This is a genomic window from Bullifex sp. (assembly GCF_034103065.1).
Lineage (GTDB): Bacteria > Spirochaetota > Spirochaetia > Sphaerochaetales > Sphaerochaetaceae > Bullifex.
In genome coordinates this window covers 1-8,679 of sequence record NZ_JAXEGN010000086.1, presented here as the reverse complement: position 1 = coordinate 8,679, position 8,679 = coordinate 1, and the positions used below count along the sequence as shown (strand labels likewise).

Genomic DNA, 8,679 nt, shown 5'->3' with positions numbered 1-8,679 from the left:
ATTTGGGAAACTAAACTCAGTTTGCTTTGCATAAAGATCTATACTTTGGTTATCAGCTGCTGTTGTTATATTCTTTTCTATTGGAATGAAGCTACCACCATTATCATCACACTTAATCCAAGTAGAGTTACCATTTTCACTTTGGATTGTGTAAGATTTTATTTTTATTTTAGGTGTAACTGAGTCATCATTTTTATATGATACAGAGAAGGTATTACTACTTGAGGTTTTAGAAATATTACAATTTATTGCTTCTAAATCTGTTAGCTTTACAAGCAGAGTATCATTAATGTTTTCTCCATTATTAGCTACATTAGCTAGATTAAATGTAATAGTTGATACTTTTTCTGTTCTCTTAAAACTTTCAGTATAGGAAGACTCGTTAGTGCTATCAGAGGTGATAGAAATAGAGTTAGAGTTTTTATTAAATCCATTTATACCAAAGCCTGATTTATAAACTATTAAATAGAGGTTAATTTTATCTGCTGTCTTACCAAAAGCAGGACTATTTGTCTTCCAAATAATCTTTGAAACAGAAAATTGTCCGTTATCATTTGTTGTAGTGGTAGAAGTAGCATTTGAAGGCTTTGTACCATCTGTTATTGCTCTATTATAATCATTATTTCTTAATCCTTCATCTGTATAGATAAATACAGTTGCTCCTACTAAAGGTGTATTAGATGAGTCATCTAAACCACCCTTATCTTCCATGAGCTTTCCAGTAAATCCACCACTAAATACGGAAGAACACGATGTAAGGAATAATAATAGTAATAAGCTTATTGTAATGGATTTAGTTTTTTTCATTTTTTCATCTCCAATTTTCTATATATAGTCTTTAATTTTCTTCTCTCTAAAATGTAGTAAAGTACAGGCATTAGAAAGAGTGCAATAGCAGTTGTAGCAAGTAAGCCTCCTGCGATAGCTTGACCAAGAGGAGCATATATTTCACTACCTTCACCTGTTCCGATTGCCATAGGAACTACACCTAACATTGTTGTTAATGTAGTCATTAATATTGATCTAAGTCTTGATTGTGCTGCTTCTACAATTGATTCTTGTAGGTTATGTAGATCATTTTCATATCCTAATTTTCCATTAGAATCAAAAGAGTCATCTTCAATATCATAACCTAGGCCAATTAAAGTACTTTCTCTTTTACGTTTAACTAGCATATTCATGTAGTCAATTAAGATAATACCATTGTTTACAGCAGTTCCAGAAAGAGCGATTACTCCTAATAGTGAAATCATATTAAGAGTAGATCCAAAAGCTAATAGACCTAATGCAACACCAATTATACAAAATGGTACTGTGATCATGATAAGGATTGGTTGGTCGAAACGCTCAAACTGGAATACCATAACCATGAAAACTAAGAATACTGCGATAATTAATGCAATAAAGATAGGACCAAGCATTTCGCCTACTAGCTTTGAAACACCTGCTACACGTTGAGATACATTCTTATCAAGAGGATATTCTTCAAGATAAGCATTTAGTCTTGAGACAATATTAGATGTATCCTCACTTGTTGTTGCACAGTTGATTGTAATTGAATTGGCCTTATCAATATGGTTGATTTGGCTAATTGAGTTTTCAATCTTTAAGTCAGCAATTGATGAGAAGTTTACGCATCTTCCATCTGTTGTGATAATTGTTAAATCAGAGAGTAAATCATCTGATAACATCTTATCAGTTACATCTGATTCCAGTCTGATATCAAAACGCTCTTTATCAGAGGAAATAAATGTTCCATTATCAACACCATTAAATAGAACAGCACTAGTCATTCCTGCTTCATAGGAGGTAACTCCAAGAGATGATAGATAATCATTAGATGCTTTAATTACAGCTGAGAAATTATCATAGGAAGTATTCATGCTAACACTCATTACTTCTGGATCTGTTTTTAAGAAATCCTTTATACGAGAAGCTTCGCTATAGAGTAAATCCATATCTTCACTAACTAGAGTCATTGCATATCCACCACCTCCAGTGACGTAGCTAACTAAGTTATCAAAGCCACCATTTAATACTGTAACTTCAGTATCAAACATGTTTTCATCAAGAGTGTATTTTACAATACGCATGATGTCATGAATGTCTCTATCACGATCTGAAACAGGCTCAAGAATTACTCTAATAGAACCAGCTGTTGAACTTGTTCCAAACGATAGTCCGGAACTTGAACCGACTGTTGTCATTAGCGTTTTAATCTCTGGAACAACACCTCTAATTAGGCTTTCGGCTATGTCTAGTTGAGCTTCAGTTTTTTCCATTGTATTACTAGAAGGGAAGGTGAAGTTGACATAGAACTCACTATTATCTGTTGAAGGAATGAAGGTAACACCTAGTTGCATAACAGCCCAAATTGTAAGAACTAAAACAACAACACAAATAAGGATGATGAATTTTCTATTATGAAGTGTCCAGTTAACCATCTTTCCATAAACTATAGTTAACTTATTCATTATCTTATTTACAATGTTTTCTCTTCTTTCCTTTCTTTCTTCAGGAAGGAATTTCTTTAATAAATATGGAATTATTACAATAGCTGTAATTGCTGAAAATCCAATTGCAAATATAAAGCTTAAGCAAACATCTCTTAATATTTGTCCAACAAGACCTTTAATCATGAGTATTGGGATAAATACTATGATTGTGGTAAGGGCAGAGCCTAGGACAGAGACTGCAACTGTATCACTTGCATTGTATATACATTTGTTAACTGTATATAAGTAGTTACCATCCTTCTTCTGGTTATAGTACATGTAGGTTTGCTCAAGCATTACGATAGAACCATCTACGATACTTCCTAGGGCAATAACAATACCTGATAAGCTCATTAAGCTTATTGATACATTGCAAACCTTCATACCGATAAATGTAAAGAAGATTGATAGAGGCATAGATAGAGCAATTGTACCTGTTGCCTTTGGATCACCTAAGCAGAGGAAAATTACTAATATTGCAATTAATACACCAGAAACACCCGATGATATTACACTTCTTAACGATGCATTTATCATTCTCGAGTCATCAGAGATGATGTTGAATTTTAATGCACCATTACTATTAATCTCTTCCTCAGCAATAATCTTTTTTACTTGGTTTGTAATCTTTAATGTGTTTCCATCTTCTCTTTTACAAACATCGATAGTAATGATGTTTTTACCATCTTTTTTTGTAATTGTATCAGGATCTAGAGCTTCAAATTCAATGGTTGCTACATCAGAAAGCTTAATTAAAACACCATCCTCGCTAGCTCCTACAGTAAGATTTCTAATGTCATCAAGAGAATCATAAGAACCTTCAAAACTAATATCTGTATTCTTCTCTTGATATTCACCAGTTCCAAGAGGAATATTTAAGTTGCTATATGATAGCATTTGATAAACTTGCAATACAGAAATATTCTTACTAACTAGTTCTTGTGTATTTAGTCTAATTATTACTTTGTTTTCAGTTCCTCCTGAAACATCAACAGTTGAAACTCCATCAAGCTGTGAAATTTTAGGAATAATTTCATCTTTTATATATTTAGTTGCTCCAACTAAATCAGAACCTGCATCTACTGTAAATGTCATAATAGGAAGCATGGACATACCACCTACTAATACAGTAGGTTCACCTTTTAAGCCAGCAGGTAAATTGGGAGATAACTGCCTAATTCTATTTCTAATTTCATTTAATTGGTCATAGGCATCAACACCATTCGAGAACTCTATTTGAACAACACCCATTGAGCCATATGCATTGCTAGTCATTGAAGAGAAGTTTGGAAGAGTTACAAAATCTTCTTCCATAATATCGATAACTTCTCTTTCTACTGTTTCAGCTGATGCACCTGGATATACTGCAATTACAAATGCTTGAGGTACATTCATATTCGCAACGAATTCAACATTTAAGCCTGTAACAGAGTATAGACCAAACGCAATTAATGCGATTAATATCATTGTGATGTAAACAGGATGTTTTACTGCGTAACGTGCGATTTTCACTCTTTACATCTCCTTAATATTTACCTTTTCTCCATCAAGTACATCATTGTGTCCTTCATCAATAAAGAAGGCATCTTCATAGCCAAGTGGTACTTGGAAGAATGAATCATTTTCTATTTCTGGGACAAAAGTAATGTGTTTAGCGACCTCATTTTCTACAATATATAATGAGCCATCACTTTTTCTTATTGATTGAGGAAGTACTTTGATATCATTTTTAGACTCATAGATTATTTCTGCCTTTGCATACATACCAATTGTAAATAGTGATGGTTCATCTATCTTTAATTTGATGTTAAATGTTTTAGTTGTTGGATCAATAAAAGGTGCTATTGAAATTAAGGTTGCACTAGAAGTTGAGTTATTAGAACTAACTGAAAATCTTAAATTCTCTATATTTGAATTTATTGCTCTATAGTACTTTTCAGGAACACTAACATTAACAACTAAGTTATCTAAATCGGCAATAACTGCAATTGGTGCTTGATTTGAAGCAATATCTCCAACTGCTTGAGGTGCTTTTATAATTGTTCCTGCTATAGGAGCTTTAACTTCTGTATATGATAGTTGTAAATTAGCAAGCTCTAATTGAGCTTTTGCTGCATCACGCTGAGCAGTAACGGTATCGAGATCCTGGTCTGTAGCAGCACCTAAAGAATTTAACTCTTTAACTCTTTTATATGCACTTTCATATGCAAGATAACCAGCTTTTGCTTGAAGCATTTGCTGGTAATAAGCATCACGGTCAATTACTGCTAAAATTTCATCCTTTTCAACTTTTTGACTATCTTTGATGTTATATTCTTCTATAGTTCCACTTACAAATGGAACTACAGGTATCATTGAGTCTGCTTCAATGTGTGTAGATAACTTAATCCCTTTATCTATATTGCCTTGTGTAGCTTTTATAACTGTTACTGGAGTAATCGGAGGAGTGTATGTTACAGCTTCTCTAGATTCAAAAAAATAGTTAAGTCCATATACAGTTCCAGCAATCAGTAAAATGAAAATAATATATTTAATTAACCTTTTAAAACGTGACTTTTTTTTCATGAATAATAATATAAAACTGAATATAAAAAACGGGAATAATCAAGTTTTTGAGCATGATATATGAAAACATACAAACTCCAAAGAATTTGTATGTTTTTATATATTTGTTAATTAAAATTTAAAAGGTTTTAATCCTTTTATTCTTTACTAAATTTATCGATTATTACAGCTAGTGCATTATCACATGCAACATTGCAAGCAGTACCAAAGCTATCTTGTGCTATATATAAAACTATTAGAAGGCTTGCAATAGGTCCTGTTGATGATAGTCCTAAAATCCCAATAAATGGTAAAGCAGACATAATTGAACCACCAGGAGCTCCTGGAGCAGCTATTGTAACTAATCCCATTACAGCAATAAAAGCGAGGAACATGTAAAGATTATACTCGATATTGAACATCATCATTGTTGCTAATGCAATTGAGACAATTGTAATCATAGAGCCTGGCATATGTATATTTGCACAAAGAGGAATTACAAAGCCCGATATCTTTTTACTTACTTCATTTTTCTCTGCGCACTTTAAGTTTACCGGAATAGATGCTGCACTTGATTGTGTACCTAGAGCTGTAGTATATGCTGGTAACTCATTTTTCATCATTGTAAAAATATTCTTTCGAGAAATAACGGATGCAATAACAAAGAAAAGGAAAATATAAATTAACTGTAAAGCAATCATCAAAAGATATGCTTTCCACATTGACTTGAAGATGATTGTGCTTTCTCCTTCATGTACAATCGATGCAAAAGTTCCAATTACATAAACTGGAAGCAATGGAATTACACAGCGCCTTAATGATCTTTCAATAACAGATGAAAAATCTTTCATTAGCTTTCTAAGTGTTTCACCTTCCTTATTTGAAGTAAGTGCACTAGCACCAAGTCCGATCATAAAGGCAAAGACTACTGCTGATAGCACATCAAAAAATGGAGGCATTGAAATAGAGAAAAAAGGCTCTAGAGCTGTACTATTATCAGCTGCAGCTAGCATTGAATTACTCTTTCCTACAATAAATGGAAAAAGATTATCTGCTATGAAAAATGAGGCAATTCCTGCGATAAAAGAAGAACAATAAGCTATAGCACAGGTAGCAAATAACAGCTTTCCTGCTTTAGTTATCTCTAAATCAGCAATACCATTTGATACAAAAGCAATTATCATTAGTGGGATAAAAAATCCCAAGAATGATGCATAAATATTAGAAAGAGTATAAACAAATCTTACTATTACTAGAGGAAAAAATTTCCCAATTAGGGTTCCTATAATGATTGAAATAATTAGAATAACTGGAAGTGGTAACTTTATTTTTTTCATGTAATAAATGTTAGAAACATGAAGTATTGCTGTCAATATTTTTTGTATTCACTTGTTCAAAGAAACATTAAAAGTTACTATCCCTTAGTTGATGAAAAGAAATTTAACTAGGGCGTTCAAGTTTGCCTTTCCGTATACAATACCTATATTTACTGGCTTTTTATTTCTAGGCTTTGCCTATGGAGTATATATGCGCTCCTTAGGATTTTCACCTCTTTATCCGATGATAATGTGCTTTACAATATTTGCGGGCTCTCTTGAGTTTTTAGCTGGAAATATATTGCTTGGTGCATTTAATCCACTACAAGCCTTTTTAGTTGGCTTTGCAGTAAATGCACGTCACATTTTCTATGGCTTAAGCTTTCTCGATAAATATAAAAATGCTGGTAAAAAGAAATTATATATGATCTATGCTCTTTGTGATGAGACATTCTCTGTTAACGTCACACTTAATGATATTGAGGGGGTAGATAAAGAGGATGTTTATTTTGCTGTAACATTATTAAATCAAAGCTATTGGGTGCTTGGAACTTATTTAGGTGCTCTCTTTGGAGGAATAATTTCAATAAATACTCAAGGGTTAGATTTTGTAATGACTGCTCTTTTTATAGTAATTTTCCTTGATTACCTACTAAAGAACAAAGATTATCTTTCTTCTGCATCAGGATTTATCGTCTCATTGCTTTCATTAATAATGTTTGGAAAGGACAATTTTATTATTCCCGCTATGATAGCAATCGTTGTAGTACTGCTATCATTTAGGAGGAAGTATGACGCTAATTGAAAAAATAATTACAATTGCACTATTATCAGGGGCAACTTTATTAACACGATTCTTACCATTTATTATATTTCCTAAAAATAAAGAGGTCCCTAAGATAATTACTTATCTTGGAAAGGTATTACCTTCTGCGGTGTTAGCATTGCTTGTTGTTTACTGTTTTAAGGATTATCAAAGCTATGATTTACCTAAAACAATTTCAACAATAGTCGCATCACTAGTTACAGCTGGTCTGTATCTTTACAGAAGATCAATGCTAATACCAATTGCAGGTGGAACAATAGTTTACATGCTAATGGTACAGTTTATTTACCAATAAAGAGTTGTAGGATATTTTTCACTATCTTTTTTGATAATTACCTTTCCATAGCCTTCAATTAATCCAGCTTTTAAAATATCAACCTGGTTAACTATTTCAGTTGGTCTTGAAATAAGTGTGAAATGGTCAAATGAATAAGCAATACCCTCTGAACGAGTAAGAACTCTATTTGAATCAACTAGTCTTATTTCTTCTTCTTTGATTTCTAAACTTTTAGTAGAAATAATAGTTATTACTGATTCATTGGGATTCAATGTTTGATTAAGTTTTATAACCTTACTTTCACATTCCTCATTATAATGTAAAGAAATACAACAAGGCTCAACACTAATTCTTGCAGATGAATATATGTATAATTTCTCTTCTCCATTTTCAATTACATTATTTTTTATTTTACAATTAGGGTGTAGGTGAAATAGAATTTGGGCATCATTTTGCTTATTTGAAATATACTCATCAAGTAGCACAATAATATCATCTGAAGCTTTAATAATTTTCCTTCGAATAATAAGATCGTTATAAGAATAATTTTCAGCTTGTACTAACTCATAATTATTTCTTTTTACAAAACAACCTCTAGAGGTTTCACTAATACTTGTATAGCTCCATGAACCTTTAGGAAAAACTGGGTAGCCTTGTTTTAGCATTGGTATGTTGTGAGCTTCAGCACTTTTATAATATCGTCTTTTTTCATTATCAACATATGTATATCGACCTGAATCGATAAAGAAGGAATTAGCTTTACCAGATACATCGATATGAAGTGGTGAAATATGACCATGACCTGAACCTAAATTACCTGAGAATAAATGAACTTCAAGGTTTGGTGTTCGAATAATATGGTTACCACTAGAAATATCAGAATATGAAATAGCTTCCTTTTTTAAATATTTTTTATTTGGGAGGGCATCGAATATGTTTTCTTCTTTTAAGCCTCGATATAGATCATCATCATTAAATAAGTAAGAAGTAAGTGTTAATAAATCATCTACATTTATTTCATCACTATCCCCTAACAAATAAATGTTTGAATTACTACTAACCATTTGACTAATAGCCTTAGCCATAGAGTGAGAAGTCTCAATTAAATCTTGAGATACAGTTATATTAGCCTTTTTGGCTTGTAGGATTGTATCTAAAAGTGCATGTAATACTTCGGCTTGATACATTGGACTTTGTTCCCAATGCATTCCATTTGCTTCT

At 32.2% G+C, this 8,679-nt stretch carries 7 protein-coding genes; 2 read left to right on the top strand and 5 right to left on the bottom strand.

Annotated elements, in window-relative coordinates:
* The 4 genes from SOY52_RS03625 to SOY52_RS03610 form a co-directional block, all read right to left on the bottom strand.
* Positions 1 to 807: hypothetical protein (locus SOY52_RS03625; protein WP_320847623.1), on the bottom strand; the 807-nt coding region annotated here is incomplete at its 3' end.
* Entirely contained in the window at positions 804 to 4,007 is a 3,204-nt protein-coding gene (locus SOY52_RS03620; protein ID WP_320847622.1) for an efflux RND transporter permease subunit, read from the bottom strand. The genes SOY52_RS03625 and SOY52_RS03620, both read right to left, overlap by 4 nt.
* Positions 4,008 to 4,010: 3 nt before the next feature.
* On the bottom strand, positions 4,011 to 5,060 hold the full coding sequence (locus SOY52_RS03615) for an efflux RND transporter periplasmic adaptor subunit (RefSeq protein WP_320847621.1): 1,050 nt from the start codon (positions 5,058 to 5,060) through the stop codon (positions 4,011 to 4,013).
* Between the two features lie 137 nt (positions 5,061 to 5,197).
* Entirely contained in the window at positions 5,198 to 6,376 is a 1,179-nt protein-coding gene (locus SOY52_RS03610) for a dicarboxylate/amino acid:cation symporter (protein ID WP_320847620.1), read from the bottom strand.
* A 91-nt stretch (positions 6,377 to 6,467) separates the two neighbouring features.
* On the opposite strand from SOY52_RS03610, the gene SOY52_RS03605 reads away from it, so the two are divergent.
* Together SOY52_RS03605 and SOY52_RS03600 are read left to right on the top strand one after the other, a co-directional pair.
* Positions 6,468 to 7,160 (top strand): AzlC family ABC transporter permease, encoded by a 693-nt coding sequence (locus SOY52_RS03605; RefSeq protein WP_320847619.1) that lies wholly within the window; start codon positions 6,468 to 6,470, stop codon positions 7,158 to 7,160.
* Positions 7,147 to 7,476 (top strand): branched-chain amino acid transporter permease, encoded by a 330-nt coding sequence (locus SOY52_RS03600; protein ID WP_320847618.1) that lies wholly within the window; start codon positions 7,147 to 7,149, stop codon positions 7,474 to 7,476. Before SOY52_RS03605 ends, SOY52_RS03600 begins: the two co-directional genes overlap by 14 nt.
* Here the strand turns inward: SOY52_RS03600 and SOY52_RS03595 are convergent.
* Positions 7,467 to 8,679, bottom strand: a 1,213-nt coding sequence (locus SOY52_RS03595) for a heparinase II/III family protein (protein WP_320847617.1), incomplete at its 5' end; no start/stop codon positions are given. The genes SOY52_RS03600 and SOY52_RS03595 overlap by 10 nt on opposite strands.